This window comes from Pigmentiphaga kullae (genome assembly GCF_004216695.1).
Taxonomy (GTDB): Bacteria; Pseudomonadota; Gammaproteobacteria; order Burkholderiales; family Burkholderiaceae_B; genus Pigmentiphaga; species Pigmentiphaga kullae.
Window position 1 is genome coordinate 2174625 of sequence record NZ_SGXC01000001.1, and the last position, 21272, is coordinate 2195896.

Sequence of the window (21272 nt, forward strand, 5' to 3'; positions counted from 1 at the left end):
ACCTCCGGTCAGTTCACCCGGTTGTATTCGTTCTGGCCTTGCTGGGCCCGGGTCTTGAGTTCCTGTTCCCAGCTGTTCCGGTCGCCCGGGGTCCAGCCCGGCGCGGTGAAGGCCGAAACGCCGGTGCCCTTGTACGCGGGCTCGCCGTTCTGGACCTTGCCCTGGTAGAGCGACTGGTCCCGTTCGGTGCAGGCCGCGGTGCCGAAAACGAGCAGGATGGCGAGAAAGACGCTGGCTTTCATCACTTGCCTCCGGTGGTGGTACCGCCCGGCTGGGGATTCTGCGGCGGCTGGCCGGCCTGCTTGGAGCCGTAGGCGGTGCCCCAGCCCCAGACTTCGGCGCCCTTGCCGCGCGCGACGACGCGGGTGCGGAAGATGTCGGCGATCACGTCGCCGTCGCCGCCCAGCAGCGCCTTGGTCGAGCACATCTCGGCACAGGCGGGCAGCTTGCCTTCGGCCAGCCGGTTGCGGCCGTATTTCTTGAACTCTTCCTCGCTGCCATGGGCCTCGGGGCCGCCGGCGCAGAAGGTGCACTTGTCCATCTTGCCGCGCACGCCGAAGGTGCCCTGCGAGGGGAACTGCGGGGCACCGAACGGACAGGCGTACGAGCAATAGCCGCAGCCTATGCAGGTGTCCTTGTTGTGCAGCACCACGCCTTCGTCGGTGTGGTAGAAGCAGTTGACGGGGCAGACCGCCATGCAGGGCGCGTCGCTGCAGTGCATGCAGGCCACCGAGATGGATTTCTCGCCCGGCACGCCGTCGTTCAGCGTGACCACGCGGCGGCGGTTCACGCCCCACGGCACCTCGTGCTCGTTCTTGCAGGCGGTGACGCAGGCATTGCATTCGATGCAGCGCTCCGCATCGCAGATGAACTTCATTCTGGCCATGGCGCGCTCCTTATGCCTTCTCGATGTTGCAGATGGTGGTCTTGGTTTCCTGCATCATGGTGACGCTGTCGTAGCCGTAGGTGGTGCCGGTATTGACCGCCTCGCCGCGCACGATGGGGGCCGCGCCCTCGGGGTAGTAGGCCAGCAGGTCCTTGCCCTGCCAGCGGCCGGCGAAGTGGAAGGGCATGAAGGCGGTGTCCGGTCCGACCCGTTCGGTGACCAGGGCCTGCACGTTGAGCCGCGCGCCGGTGGGCGTGACCACCCAGCAGCGCGAGCCGTTGGTGATGCCGCGCTCGGCCGCCGCCTTCGGGTTGATCTCGACGAAGCTTTCCTGCTGCAGCTCGGCTAGCCAGGGGTTGGAGCGGGTCTCGTCGCCGCCGCCCTCGTATTCGGTCAGGCGGCCGGAGGTCAGGATGATGGGGAATTTCTCGTACAGCTTGTCGTCCACGTTCTTCTGCTGCAGCGACTTGTACAGCGTCGGCAGGCGCCAGAAGGTCTTCATGTCGTCGTGGGTGGGGTACTTGGCGACGAGGTCCGGACGCGTGCCGTAGATCGGTTCGCGGTGCTGCGGGATGGGGTCGGGGAAGTTCCAGACCACCGCGCGCGCCTTGGCGTTGCCGAAGGGGTGGCAGCCGTGGTTCTTCATCACCACGCGGATGATGCCGCCGGACAGGTCGGTCTTCCAGTTCTTGCCCTCGGCCGCGGCCTTCTCGGCGTCGGTCAGTTCGTCCCACCAGCCGAGCTTCTTCATCAGCACGTGGTCGAATTCCGGATAGCCGGTGGGGATGTCGGCGCCCTTGGAGTGCGAGCCGTCCTCGGCCAGCAGGTTGACGCCGTTGCGTTCCACGCCGAAGTTGGCGCGGAAGTTGCCGCCGCCGTCCATGACGTGGCGGGACGTGTCGTACAGGTTGGGCGAGCCGGGGTGCTTGAGCTCGGGCGTGCCGAAGCAGGGCCACGGCAGGCCGAAGTAGTCGCCCTGGATGTCGTAGCCGGTTTCCTTGTCGACCACGCTGCCCTTGGCGCGCAGGGTCTTGACGTCGAAGGCGTGCATCAGCCGCATGTGGGCCTTGAGCCGTTCCGGGCTCTGGCCGGTGTAGCCGATGGTCCAGTTGCTGCGGTTGATCTCGCGCAGGATGTCCTCGATCACGGGCTCGTCCTGGCCCTTGACCTTCTGCATCTTGTAGTTCTTGCACAGTTCGGCGCCGAAGCCGAGTTTCTGCGCGAGCTGGTACATGATCATGTGGTCGGTGCGGCTGTCCCACAGCGGATCGATGACCTTCTCGCGCCATTGCAGCGAGCGGTTCGAGGCGGTACAGGAGCCGCTGGTTTCGAACTGCGTGGCCGCGGGCAGCAGGTAGACTGCGCGGTTGGGGTTCAGGTCTTCGCTCTTGCCGGGCATGGCCGCCATCGCGGCGGTGGCCGACGGGTACGGATCGACCACGACCAGCAGGTCGAGCTTGTCCATGGCCCGCTTCATTTCCAGGCCGCGCGTCTGCGAGTTGGGCGCATGGCCCCAGTAGAAGACGGCGCGCAGGTTGGAGTCCTGGTCGATGACGTCGTTCTTTTCCAGCACGCCGTCTATCCAGCGCGAGACGGTGATGCCCGACTTGGTCATCATCGCGGGCGAGGCGTAGCGGCCCTTGATCCAGTCGTAGTCGACGTCCCAGACCTTGGCGAAGTGGCGCCACGAGCCTTCGGCCAGGCCGTAGTACCCAGGCAGCGAATCGGGGTTGGGGCCGATGTCGGTCGCGCCCTGCACGTTGTCATGCCCGCGGAAGATGTTGGCCCCGCCGCCCGAGACGCCGACGTTGCCCAGCGCGAGCTGCACGATGCAGGAGGCCCGCACCATGGCGTTGCCGATGCTGTGCTGGGTCTGGCCCATGCACCACACCAGCGTGCTGGGGCGGTTCTCGGCCATGGTCTTGGCAACGTTGTAGCAGGTGGCCTCGTCCACGCCGCAGGCGTCCAGGACCTTGTCCGGCGTCCACTTGGCCAGGACGTCGGCCTTGACCTGGTCCATGCCGTAGACGCGGTCGTTGATGTACTTCTTGTCTTCCCAGCCGTTCTTGAAGATGTGATACAGCACGCCGAACAGGAAGGGGATGTCGGTGCCGGAACGGATGCGGACGTAGTGGTCGGCCTTGGCGGCCGTGCGGGTGAAGCGGGGGTCGGCGACGATGACCTTGCAGCCCTTTTCCTTGGCGTGCAGCAGGTGCAGCATGGACACCGGGTGGGCTTCGGCGGCGTTCGAGCCGATGTACAACGCAGCCTTGGAGTTCTGCATGTCGTTGTACGAGTTGGTCATGGCCCCGTAGCCCCAGGTATTGGCTACGCCGGCGACCGTGGTCGAGTGGCAGATGCGCGCCTGGTGGTCGCAGTTGTTGCTGCCCCAGAAGCTCATGAACTTGCGCAGCAGATAGGACTGCTCGTTGTTGTGCTTGGACGAGCCGATCACGTAGACCGAATCCGGGCCGCTTTCCTTGCGCAACTGGAGCATGCGGGCCGAGATTTCCTCGAGCGCGGTGTCCCAGCTGATGCGCTGGTACTTGCCGTCGACCAGCTTCATCGGATAGCGCAGGCGGTGCTCGCCGTGGCCGTGCTCGCGCACCGAGGCGCCCTTGGCGCAGTGCGCGCCCAGGTTGATGGGCGAATCGAACACCGGTTCCTGGCGGACCCAGACGCCGTTCTCGACCACGGCGTCGATCGAACAGCCCACCGAACAGTGCGTACAGACGGTGCGCCTGACTGCGACCTTGCCTTTGCCCATGCCGGCCTTCTGGTCGCCGTCGGCCGCGCCGGCCTTCCGGACCAGGCCGAGCTGCGTGGCGGCGAGCCCCGCGCCCACGCCCAGGCCGGAGCGGCGCAGGAAGGTGCGGCGGTCCATGGTGGGCAGCGCGTGGGCCATGCCGCGGCGCAGGCTGTGGACGAACGAGGAGGAAGCTGCGCCGGAGTCGCCGGCGCCCGTTTTCTTGGTCAGCAACATGCCGTGCTCCGGTGGTTAGACCAGCGTGGACTTGTAGTAGCGCTTGACGTGATCGGTCACGCTGTAGCCGCCGCCCCGTTCGGGGGCGGGCCTGGCGGCTGCCTGGGGAGCCGGGTCGGGGCGCAGCGAGGGCGCGACGGCCGCGCCGACGGCAGCGGCGCCCGCGGTGGCGGCGCCTACGAAGAAGCCCCGGCGGGATAGGTTGGCGGCGGTCTTGGGCATCTCTGTCTCCGTTGGGGCTGGCAGATATGAAGTGTTGTGCATACTGTACCCCCGGTAACCGGTTACAGGCAATGCCGCGGGCCTCTCTGTGCCTCGGGTATACCCTCGACCGTGGCGAGTTCAGGGCAGCATGTCGAAGCCCTGCGCCTCCACGCTGGCGAAGGCCCGCGTGAATTCGCCCAGCGCCGCGTAGAAGCGGGCGCGCGGGTGGGCCGACAGGGCGTCGCACATGGCGGGCACCCACGGCAGCAGGTGATTGCCGAAGAATTTCCGCTGGTTGGCCAGGTGGCACTGGCCGGCGTCGTCCCCGGCGATCAGGTAGCGCATGACCTCGCACAGGTAGGCGATGTGATCCTCGGTCTCGGGCATGGCCGGATCCCGCGCAAGGCCCAGCGCGGCGAGGTCGTTCCGCAGGCCGACCAGCGATTTCTCGTTCAGGAAGCCGTTCAGGTAGTGCGACCCGTACAGGTAGACCTCGGGCTTGCCCAGGCCGCCGAACAGGGTTTCGTATTCGTCGCGCAGCGCCGTGTCGTCGGCGGACTGGGCGGCGGCCACGAGGTCGCGCCACGGGGTTTCCAGGAAGGCGCCCGCCATGGGGGCCTCGGTGGCCGCCGCGCGCAGGCTGGCCGCGAAGGCGGCGTCGGGCGGCGCGTAGAACAGGCGTGCCAGCACGCCATAGAGTTCGGCCCGGGCGATCTCCTCGTCGAGCGAGGCCGAGCCGATGTCGGCGGGGGAGATGGATGCGTTCATAGGTCCGTGATGCGCGTCTGGTTGGCGCCCGAGTACAGGTCGATCACGCGGCAGTCGCCGCACATTTTCAGCCGTTCCAGGCCGGCGCCCTGGAACATCGGATGGCCGCCCAGCCGGGCCAGCATGGCCTCGATCGCCTTCTGCGTGCCGAAGGGCTTGTTGCAGCGCACGCAGTGGTAGGGCGCCGTCTCGTTCAGCACGCGCGCCCGGGCGCGCTCGGCCGTGGGCAGCAGGCGCGGCACCAGGGCCAGCGCGTTCTCGGGACAGGTCTCGACGCACAGGCCGCACTGCACGCAGTTCTTTTCCAGGAAGCGCAACTGCGGCGCGTCCGGGTTGTCGAGCAGGGCGCTGGACGGACAGGCGCCCACGCAGCTCATGCACAGCGTACAGGCGTCCTTGTCGATGGCCAGGCCGCCGATGGGCGAGCCGCTGCCCGGCGGGCCGCCGGGCAGGGCGATCTCGTCCCGCGCGGCGGGGGCATGGGCGATCAGATGGTCCAGCGCGAAGTCCAGCGTGCTGCGTTTCTCGCGCACCATGGCGAAGCGCGCCGGCGCGGCCGGCACGCCGGGGCGGCGCGCCGCCAGTTCGCGCAGCGCCGCGTCCAGCGCCTGCGGTGTATCGGGCCGCAGCAGGTGCAGGTGCGGTCCCGGGTAGCCCAGGCCGTCCAGGATGGCCTGGCCCACCGCGAGTTGCGCGGCCAGGTTGTCCAGGTACTGGGGTGCTTCCTCGGCCGTGGCCAGGATGGCGATTTGCGAGGCGCCCAGCGCGATGGCGCCCAGCCACGCGTCCAGCCCGAGGCTGGCGGTATGCCAGACGGCCAGCGGAATGACGTTGGCGGGCACGCCGTGGAGCCTGCCCAGGCTGGCATCGCGGCCCAGGCGTTCGACCATCGCGCGGCCGGCCTCCTGGCTGTGCACCAGCACGACCGGCGCCTGGCCGCCCGCCCGCGCGTAGGTGGACAGCAGCGTGCGCAGCACCGCGCCCTGGTCCGTCATGCGCGGATAGGCGTAGGTGATCGCGCCGGTCGGGCACGCGGTGGTACAGGCGCCGCAGCCCACGCACAGGTTGGGATTGACCTTGATCTGCTGGCGCGCCTTGTCGCTTTCGATGGCGCGGGCCGAGCAGATGTCTATGCAGGCGCGGCAGCCGATCGTGTCGTTGCGGCTGTGCGCGCACAGCGACTGCTTGTAGTCGAAGAACTTGGGTTTCTCGAATTCGCCGACGAGCTCGCGCAAGCGCAGGAGCGGAGCCGGATCCGCGCCGTTCCAGGCGAAATAGCCTTGCGGCGGCGCATGCTGCTCGAACAGCGTGCGGCCGCCCAGTTCCAGGACCAGGTCGAAGCGCGCTTCCTGCCGTTCGGGGGCGCGGGCGAAGTCGATCGCGCCCGCGGTCGTACAGGATGCCACGCAGGCTCGATGGTCGCGGCAGCGGTCGCGGTCGATCTGGTAGTCGAGGCCGATCGCGCCTTCGGGGCACGCGGCAAGGCAGGCATTGCAGCGCGTGCACAGGTCGAGGTCGATGGGGTTGTCCTGCACCCAGGCCAGGTCGAACGCGCCCAGCCAGCCTTGCAGCGATTCCAGGCGGCCGGCCAGCACGGGATGGCGCCGTTCCTGGCTTGCGCCCGCCGCGCCGGGGCCGCGCGCGAAGATCGTGACGTCGAGCGTGTCGTCCAGCATGGCCGCGGCGCGTTCGGCCTCGTCCAGCGGACCGACGATCAGCAGCCGCCCAGCGCTGCGATAGCCGACGGTGGGAACCGGGTCGGGATCCGGCAGTCGCGCGGCCGTCAGCAGCGCGGCCAGCTTGGGCATGGCCTGCGAGGCGTCGCGGCTCCAGCCTCCGGTTTCACGGATGTTGACGAAGCGCACGGGCGCGACGGCGGCTTCGGTGTGCTCGCCGATCTGGGCGAACAGGCGCTTTTCCTGCGTACAGGCGACGGTGACGGGCGCGCTGCCGCCAACGGCCTGTTGGAAGGCGCCGGCCTCGTGGCGGCAGAGCGTGGAGTGCAGGACCAGCTTTTCGTCCAGCGCCGCGCCGAGCGCGTCGGCGTCCAGGGGCATGGTCTTGTTGCAGTCGCAGATCAGTGTAGGCATGGGCGCTCTGGAGAGCCCGGCTACCTGGAGGAATCGGGCTCGGGAAAGTCGAAATGCGTCTGGCCGTCGCTGGGCGTCTGGCCGGTGGATGCGCCAGACTCTAGCACGGAACCCCGCGCGCGATCATCGGCCGGCGCCTCGCCTGCGGGGTCGTGGCCGGGCGCCGCATCGCCGGTGGGCGGGGCGGGATCGTCCTGGACCAGGGCCAGCACGCGCGCGCTGACCATCTGCCTGAGCGTGGATTCGGGCAGCTTCTCGGGCGAGGAATAATCGTCGATGTAGACGTCCAGCCCGTCCATGACGTTGTAGTGCGGATCGGAGAAAAGCTTCTTGAGCGCGGCCAGCTTGACGTCGGGCTCGACCGCCGGCCGCATGAAGGGCGAGAAATCGGAGTCGTGCGTCAGCGCGGCCAGGTCTTCCCGCGTCGGGGCGGGCGCGGGCTGGCCGGCAGCGTCCGGAGCATGCGCCGCGCGGGCGGGGGCCGTGGTTTCGTCGGCGGAGCGGTCCTGGGCCTGCGCGGATGGCGTGGCGGGTACGACTGGCGCGGCCTCACGCGGGCCTGCCCCGGTTTCGGGCAGGAGGTCGGCGTCGGCGGGCAACTCGTCCACGCCCGCCCGGGACCGCGCCTTGCGCCGCGACCAGCGGCCGAGGAAGCCTTCGCCGTCGTCGTTCATGGCTCTTCGGTGTGCTTGCGCCTGCCGGTGCTGACCGACGCCGGGTTGCCGAAGCGGTCCTGCAGCGGCACGAAGCTGACCGGACGGCGCTTGCGCTTGGGCTCGGCCACGTAGTGCTCCGCCACGAAGGTTCGCAGCCACCCTACGACGTCGTCGGGGGCGGGTACCTGCTCAACGGTTTCCTGCGCGTCCAGCAGGCGGCCCGCGTGGTAGTAGCTGAGGGTGACCAGCTCCGGCCGCGCCAGCGGTTCATCGTCCAGGCCCGCGGTTTCCTCCATGCGCCACATCACGAACCAGCAGGGCGCTTCGGTCGTGGCGTTCAGGTAGTAGCCCTCGGCATCGTCCTTGAACAGCTCGACCGCGAAGCCGGGATGCAGCCAGAGTTCGCCGTGCGCGTCCTTGCGCAGCCGGTGGGGCGCGCCGCCGAACGCCGGTTCGTCGGCCACCACGTCCGCCAGCGTCCACCGCCAGGGCTGCCACCGGCTCATCGGGCCGTGGACGCGCTCCTTGCGCATGATCACGGCGACGTCGATACGGGGAGCCTGGCTGGTCATGGCGGCCTCGGTCAGGAGTCGGCGCTGATGGAGATCGTCGGGAACTTGGACGAGAAGTCCTTGTTCCGGGCGGCGATGGCCACGGCCACCTGGCGCGCGACGGTCTTGTACAGGCCGGCGATCTCGCCGTCGGGGTCGGCCACCACCGAGGGCTTGCCGCTGTCGGCCTGCAAGCGGATGTTGATGTCCAGCGGCAGCGCGCCCAGGTAGGGCGTGTCGTATTCGGCCGCCATCTTCTTGCCGCCCTCGGCGCCGAAGATGTGTTCGACGTGTCCGCACTGGCTGCACACGTGCACGGCCATGTTTTCGACCACGCCCAGGATGGGCACGCCCACCTTCTCGAACATCTTGATGCCCTTGCGCGCGTCCAGCAGCGCGATGTCCTGCGGCGTGGTGACGATGACGGCGCCGGTCATGGGCACGCGCTGGCTGAGCGTGAGCTGGATGTCGCCGGTGCCGGGGGGCATGTCGACGATCAGGTAGTCGAGGTCTTTCCAGTTGGTCTGCCGCAGCAGTTGCTCGAGCGCCTGCACCGCCATCGGGCCGCGCCAGATCATGGCTTCGTCGTGGGCGACCAGGAAGCCGATGGACATGACCTGCACGCCGTAGTTCTCGAGCGGCTCCATGGTCTTGCCGTCGTCGCTGACGGGGCGCGCGTCGATGCCCATCATGAGCGGCTGGCTGGGGCCGTAGATGTCGGCGTCGAGCAGGCCGACGCGCGCGCCTTCGGCCGCCAGCGCCAGCGCCAGGTTGACCGCCGTGGTGCTCTTGCCTACGCCGCCCTTGCCCGAGGCGACGGCGACGATGTTCTTGACGCCCTGCAGCAGCGGCACGCCGCGCTGGACCGCGTGGGCGATGATCTCGCTGCGCACGTTGGCGCTGACGTTGGCGACGCCGGGCACGGTGCGGGCCGCCGCGATCAGCGCGCTGCGCAGGGCGGGGACCTGGCTCTTGGCGGGATAGCCGAGCAGGACGTCGAAGGAGACGTCGCCGCCGTTGATCTCGATGTTCTTGATGGCTCGCGTCGAGACGAAATCCTTGCCGGTGTTGGGATCGACGACGGTTTGCAGGGCCTGGAGCAGGGTTTCGGAAGTGGCCATGGGAAGGGGGCGGACTCGTAAGTGGGACGCTGCGTGTCGCAGGCCGATGAGGGATATTAGACCACCAGCCCGCGGGCGGCGAAATCCGTGGCGCCTCGTCTATACTCAGCCGCATGATCGACAAGGACTCCATTACCGGCCTGATCCTGGCGGGCGGGCGCGGCAGCCGCATGGGCGGCGTCGACAAGGGCCTGCAGAACTACCAGGGCATTCCGATGGCCATGCATGCGCTGCTCAGGCTGGGACCCCAGGTGGGGCAGCTCCTGGTCAACGCCAACCGCAACCTGGCGGCCTACGAGTCCATGGGCGTGCCGGTGTGGCCCGACGCGCTGCCCGACTACGCGGGGCCGCTGGCCGGATTCCTGACCGGGCTCGAGCATTGCGAGACCGAGTACCTGGCCACCGTGCCCTGCGATACCCCCAAGTTTCCCGAGGACCTCGTCGCCCGCCTGGCTGGCGAGCTGTCAGCCGCCTGCGCCGAGATTGCCATGGTGGCCACCCGCCAGGACGGCGCCGTGCGGACCCAGCCGGTGTTCTGCCTGCTGCGGGCGGAACTGCTGGACAGTCTCGTGGCTTTCACCGCCGCGGGGGGGCGCAAGATCGACAAGTGGACCGCCACCCATCGCTGTGTCGAGGTCCTTTTCGACGACCCCGCGGCGTTCGCGGGCGCCAACACGATCGCCGAATTGCAGCAGCTCTGATGCCATGAACGACAAGCCCGCCCCCTCGCTAGAAGAAATCTCGTCCTGTGTCAGCGGCTACGACCCGAACGCGCTGCCGGTCGAGCAGGCCCGCGAATTCATCGCCCGGCTCGTGCCGCGCGTGGAAGGCGTGGAGATGCTGGCGCTGCGCTCGGCGATGGGGCGCGTGCTGGCGCGCGACATCGTGTCCGACATCGACGTGCCGGCCCACGACAACTCGGCCATGGACGGCTACGCGCTCTACGGATCCGATCTGGCCGCCGGCGGCGACACGGTCCTGCAGGTCGTGGGCAGCGGCCTGGCCGGCAACGGCTATGCGGGCAGCGTCGCGCCCGGGCAGTGCGTGCGCATCATGACCGGCGCCACCATGCCCGACGGGCTGGATACCGTGATTCCGCAGGAATTCGTCCGGCAGGACGGCGACCGCGTCGTCGTGCCCGCCGGCGCGGTCAAGACCGGCGAGAACCGCCGGCTGGCGGGCGAGGACCTGGCCCGGGGCGACGTGGCCCTGTCGGCCGGCCGCGTGCTGCGCCCGGCGGACCTGGGCATGCTGGCCTCGCTCGGCCGCGCCGAGGTGCCGGTCTGGCGCCGCCTGCGCGTGGCTTTCTTCTCCACCGGCAACGAATTGCGCTCGATCGGCGAGCCCCTCGATCCGGGCTGCGTGTACGACAGCAACCGCTACACGCTGTGGGGCATGCTCCAGCGGCTGGGCGTCGAGGTGCTCGACATGGGCGTGGTGCGCGACGATCCGCGGGCGCTCGAGTCCGCGTTCCGCGACGCCGCCGCGCAGGCCGACGTGGTCATCACGTCGGGCGGCGTGAGCGTGGGCGAGGCCGACTACACCAAGGCCATCATGGCCAAGCTGGGCGACGTGCTGTTCTGGCGCATCGCCATGCGGCCGGGCCGCCCCATGGCCATCGGCCGCATCGCCACCGGGGGGCGCAGCGCCATCCTGTTCGGCCTGCCCGGCAATCCGGTGGCCGTGATGGTGACCTTCTACGCGCTGGTGCGCGACGCCCTGCTGGCCATGGCCGGCGCGCCGGCCCAGCCGCTGCCCATGCTGCGCGCGGCCAGCGCGGGCGCCATCCGCAAGAAGCCGGGGCGCACCGAATACCAGCGGGGCATCGTCACGCCCGCCGCGGGCGGCGGCTGGGAAGTGCGCATCACCGGTTCGCAGGGGTCGGGCATCCTGCGCAGCATGAGCCAGGCCAACGGCCTGGTCGTGCTGGGGCACGAGCAGGGCAACGTGGCGGCCGGCGACCCGGTCGACGTCCTGCCTTTCGACGGACTGATCTGATGACGCGCGTCCTGGGGCTGGCCGGCTGGAGCGGAGCCGGCAAAACCACCTTGCTGACGAGGCTGATCCCCGCCTTGCGGGAGAAGGGCTATAGCGTGTCCACGCTCAAGCACGCGCACCATTCGTTCGACATCGACAAGCCGGGCAAGGACTCCCATCGCCACCGCGAGGCCGGCGCCGGGGAAGTGCTGGTCGCCTCGGGCAGCCGCTGGGCGCTGATGCACGAACTGCGCGGCCAGGTCGAGCCCCGGCTGGGCGAGCTGCTGAACAAGTTTTCGCCCGTCGACTTCATCCTGGTCGAGGGCTTCAAGCGCGATCCGCACGTCAAGATCGAGATCCACCGCGCCGCCAATGGCAAGCCGTGGCTGTATCCCGACGACGCCAGCATAGGCGCCGTCGTCAGCGACGTGCCCCCCGCCGGCCAGGCGTCGCTGCCTTTCGTCGACCTGGACGACCTTCCCGGCATCGCCAATCTGGTCGTGGATCTGGCCTGGCCCCTCGACCGAACCTTGGCCGCTCTGAGCGCTTAACAGACCTCATTCATCAGCCTGTTGGTTGCCCGGGCACCGCGGATCCGGCTTTGCCGGTCCGCTGGTGCCGCCCCCTGGGGGGCGCGCGTAAGCGCGTAGGGGGGGCCTAGCCTAGTCGTTTGATCAGGGACGAGGTGTCCCAGCGGCTGCCGCCCATCTGCTGCACGTCGGCATAGAACTGGTCGACCAGCGCCGTGACGGGCAGCCGCGCGCCGTTGCTGCGGCTTTCGTCCAGCACCAGGCCCAGGTCCTTGCGCATCCAGTCCACCGCGAAGCCGAAGTCGAACTGGCCGTCCACCATGGTCGCGCCACGGTTCTCCATCTGCCAGCTTTGCGCCGCTCCCTTGGAGATCACGTCCAGGACGAGCTTCATGTCCAGGCCGGCCTTCTGGCCGAACGCGATGCCCTCGGACAGCCCCTGCACCAGTCCGGCGATGCAGATCTGGTTGACCATCTTGGCCAACTGGCCGGCGCCGGGTTCGCCGATCAGGGTGACGGCCCGCGAATAGGCCAGCGCCACGGGTTTCATGCGCTCGAACGCGTCGGCGTCGCCGCCGCACATTACCGTGAGCACGCCGTTGACCGCGCCGGCCTGGCCGCCTGAGACGGGGGCGTCGATGAAGGCGATCTCCTGGTCCAGGGCCGCGGCATGCAGTTCGCGCGCGGCCTTGGCCGAGGCGGTGGTGTGGTCCACCAGCAGCGAGCCGGTCTTCATGCCCGCCAGCGCGCCGTCGGCGCCCAGCACGACGCTGCGCAGGTCGTCGTCGTTGCCCACGCACAGGAAGACCATGTCGGCGTCCTGGGCGGCTTCGCGCGGCGTCGGCGCGTGGCTGCCGCCGAATTCCTGTACCCAGTCGCGGGCCTTGGACGGGGTGCGGTTGTAGACCCGGACCGCATGCCCGGCCTGGGCCAGGTGGCCGGCCATGGGAAAGCCCATGACGCCCAGGCCGATGAAGCTGAGGTTGAGCGGGGAGGTGCTGTCGTAGGTCTTGGTGCCAATCGATGCCATGCTGATTCTCCATTGCCAGAGGCAAGTGTATAGCGTCCCGGATCCCTGTTTCCGGTGGATGGCGACGCGGGGGACGTTCGGAGCGCAGGCAAGAAAAAAGGCGCCCGTGGGCGCCTTTTTTCTTGCAGCCGCCGAAGCGGCTGGTGTCGTCAGTCTTCGACGAAGGTTTCTTCGCGCTTCCTGCGGATGGTGGGCGAGGCCACGATCAGCACCAGGATGACGGCGATGACCAGCAGGGTCGCCGACAGCGGGCGGGTCACGAAGGTCGAGAAGTCACCGCGCGACAGCAGCAGGGCACGGCGGAAGTTCTCTTCCATCATGGGACCCAGCACCAGGCCCAGCAGCAGCGGAGCGCCTTCGCACTTCAGCTTGGACCAGGTGTAGCCGATCAGGCCGAAGGCTGCCGTCATCCAGATATCGAACACGTTGTAGTTCAGCGTGTAGACACCGATCGAGCAGATCAGCAGGATGGCCGGGAACAGGATGGGGTAGGGAACCTTCAGCAGCTTGACCCAGATACCGATCAGCGGCAGGTTCAGGATGACCAGCATCAGGTTGCCGATCCACATCGACACGATCAGGCCCCAGAACAGGTCCGGGTTGCTGGTCATGACCTGGGGACCAGGCTGGATGTTGTGGATGGTCATGGCGCCGACCATCAGGGCCATGATCGCGTTACCCGGGATACCCAGCGTCAGCAGCGGGATGAAGGAGGTTTGCGAGCCGGCGTTGTTGGCCGATTCCGGACCCGCCACGCCGCGGATGTTGCCCTTGCCGAAGCTGGAGGGATCCTTGGCGAGCTTCTTTTCCACCGTGTACGAGGCGAACGAGGACATCACCGCGCCGCCGCCGGGCAGGATGCCCAGGGCCGAGCCGATGGCCGTGCCGCGGATGATGGCGGGGGCGGCTTCCTTCAGGTCGGGCCAGGTGGGATACAGGTGGCCGATCTTGTCCAGGAAGACTTCGCGCTCTTCCTTCTGCTCGACGTTGTTGATGATTTCCGAGAAGCCGAACACACCCATGGCAACCGCGGCGAAGTCGATGCCGTCGGTCAGTTCGGGGATGCCGAACGAGAAGCGGGCCACGCCCGAGTTCACGTCCGTGCCGACCATGCCGATCAAAAGACCCAGCAAGATCATGCAGATGGCCTTGACCAGCGAACCCGACGCCAGCACGACCGCGCCAACCAGGCCCAGGCACATCAGCGAGAAGTATTCGGCGGGACCGAACTGGAAGGCCACTTCGGCCAGCGGGGGCGCGAAGGCGGCGATCAGCAGCGTGCCCACGCAGCCGGCGAAGAACGACCCGATGGCCGCAATGGCCAGCGCCTGTCCGGCGCGGCCGTTCCGCGCCATCTGGTAGCCATCGAGGCAGGTCACCACCGCGGAGGTTTCACCCGGCAGGTTCACCAGGATGGCGGTGGTCGAACCGCCGTACTGGGCGCCGTAGTAGATACCGGCCAGCATGATCAGGCCGGCCACGGGAGGCAGCGCGTAGGTGATGGGCAGCAGCATCGCGATGGTCGGAACGGGACCCAAGCCGGGCAGCACGCCCACCAAGGTGCCGATCAGGCAACCGAGAAATGCGTAGATGATGTTCTGAAACGAAAGCGCCGTTTCAAAACCTAGGGCCAAGTGCTCTAACACTTCCATGGATGGCTTTCCTTAGTTCAAACCGAGAAACGAAGGCCACAGCGGGAAGATCAGACCCAGGCCCACAATGAAGATGAGGTGGACGGCGACCACCAGGCAGATGCCGTTGATGATGGCCGTTTTCCACTTGAATTCGTGGCTGGCCATGCTGGACAGCAGCACGAGCAGGAATGCCGACACGTACACGCCCAGGGGACGCAGCAGGATGCCGAACAGCACCACGTTGCCCAGGATGATGCCCGTGGTCTTGAGATTGAATTTCGCGATCTCCGTGGGTTCAGCCTTGGGCGACAGGGCGGAGATGCCGATGATCGCACCGAGGATCGCCAGGATCACGCCGAGCCAGAACGGGAAGTAGCCCGGCCCCATCTTGGCTGCCGTCCCCATCTGGTACTCGACGGCGAACCCGGCAAAAAATAGCCCGAGGCAGACGAACATCACCCCGGACCAGAAATTTTGTTTTGACTGAATGCGCATTGGAAGTGGGCTCCTATCTGACTTCACTTGCAAGGCCGGCATGTTAGCTCACGCGAAGCGAGCGTGAATAACGAAATTGCTCGCAATGAGTCGGGGTTTTCCCGAAAAATGATGGATCGGCACAACTTTGTGCCAAATTGATCCATAGGACATTCAGACTCCTGTCAGCCTTGACAGCTTTTTCGCATCGAAAGTGTCGTGCCAGACTCCCCCAGGGGCGCAAGGCCCCGCCCAGGACAAGGTTATCAATGAAGGGGGAAGAACAATGAAGTCGATGCACGGGTGGCGCCATGGCCAGGAGCGAGGCAAGTCGCTGACGCCGCGGGAACGCGAAGTCATGGACCTGCTGGTCGAGGGGCGCGCCAACAAGGTGATCGCGGACCGGCTGGGCATATCCATCAGGACGGTGGAGGTCCATCGCGCGCGGGTGCTGGCCAAGCTGGGCGCGCGCAACGCGGTCGAGCTGGTCTGGCGCATGCATACGGACAGGATGGCCGTGGTGGCCGAGATGCAGGGCCTGCGGGTGGCCGAGGGCGGCGCGGATGGCTGGGACCGCCGCGCCGATTGAGCCGGACCCGGGTTCAGTTCAGCTTGGCGCCCGAGACCCTGACGATCTCGGCGTACTTGCGCAGGTCGGACTGCACCAGCGCGGCCAGCGACGCGGGCGTGCCGGGCGCGGCGTCCGAGCCCATGTCGGCCAGGCGCCGGCGCATGTCGGTGCTGCCGAGCGCCTGCGCGTATTCATTATGGAGTTTTTGCACCACGGTTTCAGGCGTGTGCGCCGGCGCGAAGATCCCGAACCACGTTCCCAGGTCGAAGTCCGGCACGCCGGCCTGCATCATGGTCGGCACTTCGGGCAGCAGGCGCGACCGGACCGCCGTGGTGACCGCCAGGGCCTTGAGCTTGCCCGCGGCGATCAGCGGCGAGGCGGCAGCCAGGTTGTCGAACATGAAATCGGTCTGCCCGCTCATCAGCGCCACCTGCGCCGGCGTGGCGCCGGCATAGGGGATATGCGCAGCGAACACGCCGGCGCGGGTCTTCAGGAGTTCCCCGGCCAGGTGCCCGGCGCTGCCGTTGCCGCCCGAGCCCATGTTGAGCTTGCCTGGGTTGCGGCGGGCGTAGCCGATCAGGTCCTGCACGGACTGGATGCCCAGCCTGGCGGACGTGGCGGGGTTCATCACCAGGACGTTGGGCACCGACGCCACGAGCACGATGGGGGCGAAGTCCTTGACCGGATCGTAGGGAATGGACGCAAACAACGCAGGATTGATCGCATGCGTGGCGACGGCCCCCATCACCAGCGTATAGCCGTCCGGCGCCGACTTGGCGACGAGGTCGGCGCCGATATTGCCGCCGGCGCCCGGCCTGTTCTCCACGACCACGGGCTGGCCCAGCGTGGGGCGGACCTTTTCGGCCAGCGCGCGCGCCATGATGTCCAGCGGGCCGCCGGGAGGATACGGGACGACGAAGCGGATGGGGCGCGTGGGATAGGCGGCGTCCTGCGCGGCGGCTGGCCCGGACAGGCAGGCCGCCGCGATCGTCGCGCCGCAGGCGAGCAAGACCCGGCGTCGGTTCATGAGGGATGTTCCTTCAGGATTGCTTGAGCTTGTGGGCGAAGTTCTTGCGCATCTTGGCCACCTTGGGCGCGACCACGAAGGCGCAATAACCCTGGCCGGGATTGCGCAGGAAGTAGTCGCGATGGTAGTCCTCGGCCGGCCAGACGGTGGCGGGCGGCAGCAGTTGGGTCACGATGGGAGCGCCGAATACCTGGCGCGCTTCCAGGTCGGCGATGACCTCGCGCGCAGCCTCTTCCTGGGCCGGGGACTGCCAGAAGATGGCCGAGCGGTACTGCGGCCCGACGTCGTTGCCCTGGCGATCCACGGTGGTCGGGTCGTGCGAGGCGAAGAAGATTTCCAGCAGTTCGTGATAGGTGACGGAAGCGGGATCGTAGGAGACGGTGACGACCTCGATGTGGCCGGTATCGCCGTCGCAGACCTGCTCGTACGTGGGGCGGTCTACATGTCCCCCGGCGTAGCCGGAATCGGCGCGCAGTACGCCCTCGATCTGCTGGAACACGGCTTCGATACACCAGAAGCAGCCACCGCCGAACACGGCTGTCTCGACTTGTGCGGGCATGATCGTCCTCTTGAAGAGAGCCGGCGCCAGGGGCGCCCATGACGATAGTGTATGCGCTCGGGATGAAGCGGCCGTGGGCCGGTCCCTGCGGGCGTCAGTTCTTCAGCGTCAGGATCCACTGAGCCAGCTTGCGCGCCTCGTCGTCGTTGACGGCGTTCTGGGCGGGCATGGGAATGGCGCCCCACTTGCGGAAGCTGCCCTTGCGTATCGAGGCGAACAGTTTGTCGGCCGCTTCGGCGTCCGAGGCATAGCGCTCGGCCACGCTCTGGTAGGAGGGGCCGACGCGCTTGGAGGCAACGTCGTGACAGGCCATGCAGTTCTTGGCCTTGGCGAGATCGAGTCCGGTAGTCTGCGCTCCAGCGGTCGTGTGCAGGGCGGCCAGGGCCACCACCGCGCCCAGGCTGAGGGAACGAATGGACATGAAGGCTTCTCCGTTGAATGCGCAAGGCGCGTACTTTTCGACGCGGCAGAGTATATACAACCGGATCCGGCGTACACCGGATCCGGGGCCGCCTGCGTCGATCTGTCACAGGGGGCCGGGACAAGGGGCGTTATCATCGCCACTGTTCGACAGACACCGTGGCCGGGCAGGCGCCCGGCCTTTCCTTGAAAGGCGCGCGCAAACATGTTGGTTCACCCGCAGTTTTCTCCCATCGCGTTCGAGATCGGACCCCTGGCGGTGCGTTGGTATGGCCTCATGTACCTGGTCGCGTTCCTCCTGGCCTGGACCCTGGGCCGCTGGCGCATCCGCCACGGCAAGACCGCGCTCACGGCACGCGACCTGGACGATCTCCTGTTCTATAGCGTGCTGGGGGTGGTGCTGGGCGGGCGCCTGGGCTATGTCCTGTTCTACAAGCCGGCCTACTACCTGGCGCATCCGCTGGAGATCCTTGCCGTCTGGCACGGCGGCATGTCGTTCCACGGCGGGCTGCTGGGCGTGCTGCTGGTCATGGCTCTGTTCGCGCGGCGCCGCGGCTTCCGCTTCCTGCAGGTGGGCGATTTCGTCGCGACGCTGGTGCCGCTGGGATTGGCCGCGGGGCGCCTGGGTAATTTCATCAACGGCGAATTGTGGGGCCGGGCGACGACCGTGCCCTGGGGCATGGTGTTTCCGCAGGCGGGCGACGGTGTCGCGCGTCATCCCTCGCAGTTGTACGAGGTGGGGTTGGAAGGCCTGGCCCTGTTCGCGCTGGTCTGGCTGTTCGCCAGCAAGCCCCGGCCGGTGGGCCAGGTCAGCGGCGTGTTCCTGATGGGTTATGGATTCTTCCGCTTCATGGTGGAGTACACGCGGGAACCGGACAGCTTCCTCGGCATCCTGGCGGGAGGGCTGAGCATGGGGCAGTGGTTGTCGCTGCCCATGGTGCTGGCGGGACTGGCCCTGTTCGTGTGGGCACGCCGGCCGGCGCCGGCGGCCTGACCGCCGGACCGGCAGGCACCGCCTATTGCAGATAGACCGTGCCGCGCACCGAGACCGACACCGACGACTTGCCGCCTTCCAGCGGCAGGTCGGCCGCCTTGGCTTCCATGGCGGGAGCCGCCATCGCGTAGGCGCGCGGCATGGGCGTGACCGTGCCGCTGCCGCTCAGGTCGAGCTGCTTGACCGCATAGCCCGAGAATCCGAATGCCTTGGCGGCCTGGGTCGCCCGCGTGGTGAAGGCCTTGGCCGCTTCGGCCAGCAGGCGCTGTTCCTCGGCCTCGCGCGCTTCGCGCGACAACGAGAACGACACGTTCGAGACCGCCATCTGGCGGCTCAGTTCGCCGGCCAGCTTGGAGGCGGCGCCGAAGTCCTTGGACTCCAGGATCAGTTCCGCCCGTCCGCGCCAGGTGGTGATGCGGCCGTTGCGGTCGGTGTTGGCCCAGACGTTGTAGTTGCCGCTGCGTGCGGTGACCGCGGTGTTGCGCTTGGCCTCGGCCAGCGTGGCTTCGAGCAGCTGGTTGAGCTGTTGCGACAGCTTGGCCTGGTCATTGCCCTCGATCTCGTTGGCCAGCGTGATGGTCACCTTGTCCTGCGCCACTTCCGAGGTGGCGGCGGCCGACAGCGACAGCGTCGGCCGGTCGGGCTTGGCGGTGTCCGGCGCGGCCTGGGCGACGGCGATGGACGACATCGCGGCCGAGACGGCCAGTGCCGCGCCGCACAGGGCGCGGCGCATGGTGGGAGCGAGGGTGGGGCGGTAAGCCATGGTGTGAGTCCTTGTTCTGATTGATGGAAGGGCTGACCACTTGCACCGCGACCCGGACCGCGGCGCCTGTCAGGCCCCCGTCAGCGCGGTGACGGCCTTGTATAGCATATAGACCGCCAGCAGCATCAACAGGTAAGCGAAGATGCGTTTGAGCGAACGTACCGGCAGCTTGTGCGCGGTATGGGCACCCACCGGTGCCAGCAGCACGCTGGAAACGATCAACACGATCAGCCCCGGCCAATAGACATACCCGAGCATGCCGGGTTGCCCGCTGGGATGCTGCATGCCTGACCAGATGTAACCCGCGGTATTGGCCAGCGCGATGGGGAAACCCAGCGCGGCCGAGGTGGCCACGGCATTGTGCAACGGGACGTTGCACCAGGTCATGAAAGGGACGGAAACAAAACCGCCGCCGGCGCCGACGAGCCCCGACAGGAAGCCGATGCCGGTTCCCGCCGCCGACGTGCCCAGTGTGCCCGGCATCTGGCGGCTGGGCTTGGGCTTCTTGTCCAGCAGCATCTGGATGGCCGAATAGCCGACGAACACCGCGAACACCAGCGCCAGCCAGCCGGTCTTGAGCGCCGAGAATACCGCCCCGCCCGCCAGCAGCCCGCCGATCACCAACCCCGGCGCGAAGCGCGCCACGATCTCCCATCGCACCGCGCCGCGCTTGTGGTGCGCGCGCACGCTGGAGATGGACGTGAACAGGATGGACGCCATCGACGTCGCGATCGCCGCATGTACCACCAGCTCGGGCGGCAGGCGCTGCCACGTGAACAGCATGGTCAGGAAGGGCACCATGATCATGCCCCCGCCTATGCCGAGCAGCCCCGCGGCAAAGCCGGTGCAGGCCCCAAGTACGAGCAAGGCAACGATAAACAATGGATCCATGTTGAAGTCTTGACGATAGTTGGTAAATCGGTGGACGCGTCTCTTCTCCCCAAGACCCGCCCGCTTGTTCTAGTAGTTCTACCGCACCGAAAGAACACTACCTCGGCAACTCCCCCGCCCATCCAGGGCACAGCGGATCCGGCTCCGCCGGTCCGCCGGTGCCGCCCCCTGGGGGGCGCGCGTAAGCGCGTAGGGGGGATAAAAAAACCCGGAGCATAGCGTATATGCTCCGGGTCGGATAGGATCCCCGCCTGTGTCGCTAGGCCGGCATCTTGAACCGGGGTTCAAGGTGGTCGCGGTCAGCCGCGCTTCGGGTTCGTCTGACGGAGAGACGATCACGCCCGCGGGCAATTTCCACAACCTCATGCCATAAGCATGGGTCCAAGAAATATAAGGCCAAACACGAGCACGGCAGGGAAGACTGATCATACGCGTTTGTGCCGCACAGAAAAGTACCGCACAAACATCAAAACTTAAAACAACTTCTCTTGGGCCCCCAGGGCTGCATCGACCATGCGATGCATGTCTTCAATTTTACGCTTGTAGTCGCCGACTGCAAGTCGTGAGTCGGGAGAATTCGCATTCATCAACTCGGCGGCCAATTGCAGCGCCGCCATCACCGCGATGCGCTCGGTGCCCGCCACCTTGCCGCCGGCCTTGATGCGCTGCATGGCCCGGTCGACCATGGTGGCCGCGGTCAGCAGCGCTTCCTTTTCCGAGGGTTCGCAGGCCAGCGGATAATCCTTGCCGAGGATCGTGACGTCAAGACGTTCCATATAGACTCCGAGCGCCCGGGTCGGCGCCTTCTGATCCAGGTGAGGAAGCGTTGTCCGGCGCATCGGCGTCGCCCTCGACTTCCTCGGCGGGGGCTTCTCCGCCGGGCAGGCGCGCCAGCACGCCCTCGACCCGCGATTGCGCGGCGGCCAGCGTATCGCGCAGCACGCGGATGTGCGAATCGCGTTGCGCAAGGCTCTTGCCCAGCGCCACGTTTTCGTCGCGCAGGCTTTGCGTCAGTTCGGTGAGCTGGCGTATGCGGCTGGCGAGAAGGTCGAGATCTTCGATCATGGGCGTATCGTAAACCATCCAGTGCCGGGAATTGTAGCGAACGGCACGCAGCCGGGAACCCGGCCGCCTGCCGCTGTA

At 67.6% G+C, this 21272-nt stretch carries 24 protein-coding genes and 1 other RNA gene; 5 read left to right on the forward strand and 20 right to left on the reverse strand.

What is annotated here, in order from left to right; all coding sequences use genetic code 11:
* Nucleotides 1–8: 8 nt before the first annotated feature.
* The 9 genes from EV675_RS10650 to apbC form a co-directional block, all read right to left on the reverse strand.
* A complete protein-coding gene (locus EV675_RS10650; protein WP_130357211.1) occupies nt 9–242 on the reverse strand; it encodes a hypothetical protein in 234 nt (77 codons plus the stop codon).
* Nucleotides 242–886 carry a formate dehydrogenase FDH3 subunit beta gene (gene fdh3B, locus EV675_RS10655; protein WP_130357212.1) on the reverse strand — a complete coding sequence of 215 codons (645 nt, stop codon included), beginning with the start codon at nt 884–886 and terminating at the stop codon, nt 242–244. The genes EV675_RS10650 and fdh3B overlap by 1 nt, the downstream gene beginning before the upstream one ends.
* A 10-nt stretch (nt 887–896) precedes the next feature.
* Nucleotides 897–3869 carry a formate dehydrogenase subunit alpha gene (locus tag EV675_RS10660; protein ID WP_130357213.1) on the reverse strand — a complete coding sequence of 991 codons (2973 nt, stop codon included), beginning with the start codon at nt 3867–3869 and terminating at the stop codon, nt 897–899.
* A gap of 15 nt (nt 3870–3884) precedes the next feature.
* On the reverse strand, nt 3885–4091 hold the full coding sequence (locus EV675_RS10665) for a formate dehydrogenase (protein WP_165404527.1): 207 nt from the start codon (nt 4089–4091) through the stop codon (nt 3885–3887).
* Nucleotides 4092–4211: 120 nt separating this feature from the next.
* A complete protein-coding gene (locus tag EV675_RS10670) occupies nt 4212–4841 on the reverse strand; it encodes a TorD/DmsD family molecular chaperone (RefSeq protein ID WP_130357215.1) in 630 nt (209 codons plus the stop codon).
* Entirely contained in the window at nt 4838–6931 is a 2094-nt protein-coding gene (locus tag EV675_RS10675) for a 4Fe-4S dicluster domain-containing protein (protein WP_130357216.1), read from the reverse strand. Before EV675_RS10675 ends, EV675_RS10670 begins: the two co-directional genes overlap by 4 nt.
* Nucleotides 6932–6951: 20 nt before the next feature.
* On the reverse strand, nt 6952–7605 hold the full coding sequence (locus EV675_RS10680) for a DUF3306 domain-containing protein (RefSeq protein WP_130357217.1): 654 nt from the start codon (nt 7603–7605) through the stop codon (nt 6952–6954).
* Nucleotides 7602–8159: a DUF3305 domain-containing protein gene (locus tag EV675_RS10685; protein WP_130357218.1), complete on the reverse strand. Its 558-nt coding sequence runs from the start codon at nt 8157–8159 to the stop codon at nt 7602–7604. Before EV675_RS10685 ends, EV675_RS10680 begins: the two co-directional genes overlap by 4 nt.
* Nucleotides 8160–8170: 11 nt before the next feature.
* Complete coding sequence (gene apbC, locus EV675_RS10690) at nt 8171–9259, reverse strand: iron-sulfur cluster carrier protein ApbC (RefSeq protein WP_130357219.1); 1089 nt, start codon at nt 9257–9259, stop codon at nt 8171–8173.
* A gap of 113 nt (nt 9260–9372) precedes the next feature.
* Between apbC and mobA the strand changes: the two genes are divergently transcribed.
* Genes mobA through mobB form a run of 3 tightly spaced genes read left to right on the forward strand, consistent with a single transcriptional unit; the run spans nt 9373 to nt 11787 of the window.
* Nucleotides 9373–9960 (forward strand): molybdenum cofactor guanylyltransferase MobA, encoded by a 588-nt coding sequence (gene mobA / locus EV675_RS10695; protein WP_130357220.1) that lies wholly within the window; start codon nt 9373–9375, stop codon nt 9958–9960.
* A 4-nt stretch (nt 9961–9964) separates the two neighbouring features.
* Nucleotides 9965–11257: a molybdopterin molybdotransferase MoeA gene (gene moeA / locus EV675_RS10700; RefSeq protein ID WP_130357221.1), complete on the forward strand. Its 1293-nt coding sequence runs from the start codon at nt 9965–9967 to the stop codon at nt 11255–11257.
* Nucleotides 11257–11787, forward strand: coding sequence for a molybdopterin-guanine dinucleotide biosynthesis protein B (gene mobB / locus EV675_RS10705; RefSeq protein WP_130357222.1), 531 nt, complete (start codon nt 11257–11259; stop codon nt 11785–11787). The genes moeA and mobB overlap by 1 nt, the downstream gene beginning before the upstream one ends.
* 106 nt (nt 11788–11893) lie before the next feature.
* Here mobB and EV675_RS10710 read toward each other — a convergent pair whose 3' ends face one another.
* From EV675_RS10710 to EV675_RS10720, 3 genes are all read right to left on the reverse strand, one after another.
* A complete protein-coding gene (locus EV675_RS10710; protein ID WP_130357223.1) occupies nt 11894–12796 on the reverse strand; it encodes an NAD(P)-dependent oxidoreductase in 903 nt (300 codons plus the stop codon).
* A 149-nt stretch (nt 12797–12945) separates the two neighbouring features.
* Nucleotides 12946–14448 carry a tripartite tricarboxylate transporter permease gene (locus EV675_RS10715; RefSeq protein ID WP_130357224.1) on the reverse strand — a complete coding sequence of 501 codons (1503 nt, stop codon included), beginning with the start codon at nt 14446–14448 and terminating at the stop codon, nt 12946–12948.
* A 12-nt stretch (nt 14449–14460) separates the two neighbouring features.
* Nucleotides 14461–14925 (reverse strand): tripartite tricarboxylate transporter TctB family protein, encoded by a 465-nt coding sequence (locus EV675_RS10720; protein WP_130357225.1) that lies wholly within the window; start codon nt 14923–14925, stop codon nt 14461–14463.
* 265 nt (nt 14926–15190) lie between these two features.
* On the opposite strand from EV675_RS10720, the gene EV675_RS30270 reads away from it, so the two are divergent.
* Nucleotides 15191–15493 carry a response regulator transcription factor gene (locus EV675_RS30270; protein ID WP_130357226.1) on the forward strand — a complete coding sequence of 101 codons (303 nt, stop codon included), beginning with the start codon at nt 15191–15193 and terminating at the stop codon, nt 15491–15493.
* Nucleotides 15494–15506: 13 nt separating this feature from the next.
* On the opposite strand, the gene EV675_RS10730 is transcribed toward EV675_RS30270, so the two are convergent.
* From EV675_RS10730 to EV675_RS10740, 3 genes are all read right to left on the reverse strand, one after another.
* Entirely contained in the window at nt 15507–16502 is a 996-nt protein-coding gene (locus tag EV675_RS10730) for a Bug family tripartite tricarboxylate transporter substrate binding protein (RefSeq protein WP_130357227.1), read from the reverse strand.
* Between the two features lie 13 nt (nt 16503–16515).
* Nucleotides 16516–17061 carry a peptide-methionine (S)-S-oxide reductase MsrA gene (gene msrA, locus EV675_RS10735; protein WP_130357228.1) on the reverse strand — a complete coding sequence of 182 codons (546 nt, stop codon included), beginning with the start codon at nt 17059–17061 and terminating at the stop codon, nt 16516–16518.
* A gap of 94 nt (nt 17062–17155) precedes the next feature.
* Nucleotides 17156–17482 carry a c-type cytochrome gene (locus EV675_RS10740; protein WP_130357229.1) on the reverse strand — a complete coding sequence of 109 codons (327 nt, stop codon included), beginning with the start codon at nt 17480–17482 and terminating at the stop codon, nt 17156–17158.
* A gap of 204 nt (nt 17483–17686) precedes the next feature.
* On the opposite strand from EV675_RS10740, the gene lgt reads away from it, so the two are divergent.
* Nucleotides 17687–18475, forward strand: a complete 789-nt coding sequence (gene lgt, locus EV675_RS10745) for a prolipoprotein diacylglyceryl transferase (RefSeq protein WP_130357230.1) — start codon at nt 17687–17689, stop codon at nt 18473–18475.
* Between the two features lie 22 nt (nt 18476–18497).
* On the opposite strand, the gene EV675_RS10750 is transcribed toward lgt, so the two are convergent.
* From EV675_RS10750 to EV675_RS10770, 5 genes are all read right to left on the reverse strand, one after another.
* Nucleotides 18498–19238 carry an SIMPL domain-containing protein gene (locus EV675_RS10750; RefSeq protein WP_238160294.1) on the reverse strand — a complete coding sequence of 247 codons (741 nt, stop codon included), beginning with the start codon at nt 19236–19238 and terminating at the stop codon, nt 18498–18500.
* Nucleotides 19239–19307: 69 nt separating this feature from the next.
* Nucleotides 19308–20129: a sulfite exporter TauE/SafE family protein gene (locus tag EV675_RS10755; protein ID WP_130357231.1), complete on the reverse strand. Its 822-nt coding sequence runs from the start codon at nt 20127–20129 to the stop codon at nt 19308–19310.
* A 240-nt stretch (nt 20130–20369) separates the two neighbouring features.
* Nucleotides 20370–20550, reverse strand: a non-coding RNA gene (gene ssrS, locus EV675_RS10760) — 6S RNA.
* 52 nt (nt 20551–20602) lie between these two features.
* Complete coding sequence (locus EV675_RS10765) at nt 20603–20905, reverse strand: cell division protein ZapA (protein WP_087837239.1); 303 nt, start codon at nt 20903–20905, stop codon at nt 20603–20605.
* Nucleotides 20892–21194: a hypothetical protein gene (locus EV675_RS10770; protein WP_130357232.1), complete on the reverse strand. Its 303-nt coding sequence runs from the start codon at nt 21192–21194 to the stop codon at nt 20892–20894. Before EV675_RS10770 ends, EV675_RS10765 begins: the two co-directional genes overlap by 14 nt.
* Nucleotides 21195–21272 lie beyond the last annotated feature (78 nt).